Consider the following 3,025-nt stretch of genomic DNA (forward strand, 5'->3'; position numbering starts at 1 on the left):
GGTTTCCTCGCTCACCGGTCTTGCCCTTCCCGCCGATTGCGTCTATTTCGGCGAAATCAGCCTTTCGGGCGCCGTGAGGCCGGTTGCGCATGCGCAACAGCGCCTCAAAGAAGCCGAAAAGCTGGGTTTTGGAAGCGCGGTTCTGCCCTCGGGCAGCGGGGAACTGGCCGGGGGGATCGGGGCCGGTTCTTTCCAGCCGACCGAGCTTGCCGACCTCGTGGCACGCATAGCCGGCTCACGCCGAAGCCGCGTGGACGAAGAAGACTAGAGCATCGGACCCAGAGCCCGATGTTCGGCGCTATAATGCGGCTCATGGAGTGGGGCGAAAGACATGCCGATTACGCTGCTTGACGGAATTCTCGTCGGCTTCACTCTGGTCTCGGCGATGCTCGCCATGGTTCGCGGCTTCTCGCGCGAAGTCCTGTCCGTCGTCTCCTGGGCAGCGGCGGCAGCGGCGGCGTTCTTCTTCTACAAGCCGGTCGTGCCTTACCTCGCTCCCTACATCGAGAATGAAAAGGTGGCCATGGCGGCCGCCGCCGGCGTGGTTTTCATCATCGCGCTGATCGTCGTCTCGGTCATCACCATGAAGCTCGCCGACTGGATCATCGATTCCCGGATCGGCGCACTCGACCGGACGCTGGGTTTCCTTTACGGCGCCGCGCGCGGCATCCTGGTCGTTGCCGTCGCCCTGCTGTTCTTCAACTGGCTGGCCGGCGCCAAGGCGCCAGCCTGGGTCACCGAGGCCAAGTCGCGGCCGCTGCTCGAACAAATCGGCGCCAAGCTCGAAAGCCTGCTGCCCGAGGATCCGGAAAACGCGATCCTCAAGAAGCTCAATCCGAATCAGCCGGCCGCCGAGACGCCAGCTGCTCCGGACGCACCGGCGGCGGATGCTCCGGCGGGCGGCGACGATACCAACACGCCGGCGCCTGACGACAATGACGCAACACCACCGGCGAACAACGCCCCGGCCGCTCCGGCACCGGCGGCACCGGCAAACTGACGCCGAAAAACGGCGTCAGGATCTGACGATGGTGTGAACGACTGCACGGCCCGCGTTGCTTTCGGCGCGAACCCGCATTATATGGCGATTTTAGCGGAGCTTAAGATGGCAGACGCAGACGACGTGCTTTCCGCCGAGGCCGACGACCATTTCCACGACGAATGCGGTGTGTTCGGCATTTTCGGCCGGCAGGACGCTGCGGCCATCGTTACATTGGGCCTGCATGCGCTGCAGCATCGCGGCCAGGAAGCGGCCGGCATCGTTTCCTATGACGGCAGCCAGTTCCATGTCGAACGCCATGTCGGCCTGATCGGCGACACCTTCACCAAGCAGCGCGTCATCGACAGCCTGCAAGGCAACCGCGCCATTGGCCATACGCGCTACGCCACCACGGGCGGCGCCGGCATGCGCAACATCCAGCCCTTTTTCGCCGAATTGGCCGATGGCGGTTTCGCCGTCGCCCACAACGGCAATCTGACCAACGCCATGACCGTGCAGCGCGCGCTGCAGAAGCAAGGCGCGATCTTCTCCTCCACCTCCGATACCGAGACGCTTTTGCACCTCGTCGCCACCAGCAAGGAGCGCGATTTGAACTCGCGTTTCATCGATGCGGTGCGGCAGGTCGAGGGCGCTTTTTCCCTGGTGGCGATGACGGCCAAGAAGATGATCGGCTGCCGCGATCCGCTCGGCATCCGGCCGCTGGTGCTGGGCGATCTCGACGGCGCCTGGATCCTGGCCTCCGAAACCTGCGCGCTCGACATCATCGGTGCGCGTTTCGTGCGCGACCTGAAGCCCGGCGAGATGGTCGTCGTCACGTCCAAGGGCATCGAGAGCCTGTTCCCCTTCGAGCCGCAGAAGACCCGCTTCTGCATCTTCGAATATGTCTATTTCGCGCGGCCGGATTCCTCGGTCGAAGGCCGCAACGTCTATGAGGTGCGCAAGCGTATCGGCGCCGAGCTGGCGGTCGAAAGCCCGGTCGAGGCCGACATCGTCGTGCCGGTGCCGGACTCGGGCACGCCGGCGGCGATCGGCTTCAGCCAGGCGGCCGGCATTCCCTTCGAGCTCGGCATCATCCGCAATCATTATGTCGGCCGCACCTTCATCCAGCCGGGCGATTCGATCCGCCATATGGGCGTCAAGCTGAAGCACAATGCCAACCGCCGCATGATCGAAGGCAAGCGCGTGGTGCTGGTCGACGACAGCATCGTGCGCGGCACCACCAGCCAGAAGATCGTGCAGATGGTGCGCGACGCCGGCGCCAAGGAGGTGCATATGCGCATCGCCTCACCGCCGACACGCGCCTCCTGCTTCTACGGTGTCGACACGCCGGAGAAATCGAAGCTCCTGGCATCGCGCATGTCGATCGAGGAGATGGCCGAGTTCATTCGCGTCGATTCGCTTGGCTTCCTCACCATTGACGGGCTCTACCGCGCGGTCGGCGAGGCCAGCCGCGACAACGACCAGCCGCAATTCTGCGATGCCTGCTTCACCGGCCAGTACCCGACCCGCCTGCTCGACTTCGAAGGCCACGACAATGTGCGCACGCTGTCGCTGCTGGCGACAAGCGGGACGTAGGCCGGACCGCCATCAGCGTTAGTCAATTCCCGGAATCCATCGCATGACCCTCGACCTTTCCGGCCGCGTTGCGGTCGTCACCGGCGCCTCGCGCGGCATCGGCTATTTCATCGCCAAGGAATTGGCTGCCGCCGGCGCGCATGTCATTGCGGTGGCTCGTACTGTCGGCGGGCTGGAAGAGCTCGACGACCAGATCAAGGCGGCCGGCGGCCAGGCGACACTGGTGCCGCTCGACCTCGCCGACATGGCCGGCATCGACCGCCTGGGCGGCGCCATCCACGAACGCTGGGGCAAGCTCGACATTCTCGTCGCCAATGCCGGCGTGCTCGGCGTCATCTCGCCGATCGGTCATGTCGAAGCAAAAACCTTCGAGAAGGTGATGACCATCAACGTCACCTCGACCTGGCGGCTGATCCGCTCGGTCGACCCTCTGCTGCGGCTCTCCGATGC

General features: G+C 64.6%; 3 protein-coding genes and 1 pseudogene. All 4 read left to right on the plus strand.

Annotated features, from left to right (window positions below; translation table 11 throughout):
* Positions 1-268: pseudogene (locus EN925_RS30095) on the plus strand (DNA repair protein RadA); the annotation flags it as partial.
* 63 nt (positions 269-331) lie between these two features.
* Complete coding sequence (locus EN925_RS30100) at positions 332-1,000, plus strand: CvpA family protein (protein WP_013532527.1); 669 nt, start codon at positions 332-334, stop codon at positions 998-1,000.
* 105 nt (positions 1,001-1,105) lie between these two features.
* Positions 1,106-2,575: an amidophosphoribosyltransferase gene (purF, locus tag EN925_RS30105; protein ID WP_013532528.1), complete on the plus strand. Its 1,470-nt coding sequence runs from the start codon at positions 1,106-1,108 to the stop codon at positions 2,573-2,575.
* A gap of 43 nt (positions 2,576-2,618) precedes the next feature.
* Positions 2,619-3,025 (plus strand): SDR family NAD(P)-dependent oxidoreductase (locus EN925_RS30110; RefSeq protein ID WP_128337144.1); only part of this gene is annotated, 407 nt, incomplete at its 3' end.

Origin of the sequence: Mesorhizobium sp. M7A.F.Ca.US.006.04.2.1, from assembly GCF_004022915.1 — a bacterium.
GTDB classification, from domain to species: domain Bacteria; phylum Pseudomonadota; class Alphaproteobacteria; order Rhizobiales; family Rhizobiaceae; genus Mesorhizobium; species Mesorhizobium ciceri.

Coding starts and splice junctions, on each gene's coding strand:
- EN925_RS30100 (WP_013532527.1), top strand. CDS start 332: ATGCCGATTACGCTGCTTGACGGAATTCTCGTCGGCTTCACTCTGGTC.
- purF (WP_013532528.1), top strand. CDS start 1,106: ATGGCAGACGCAGACGACGTGCTTTCCGCCGAGGCCGACGACCATTTC.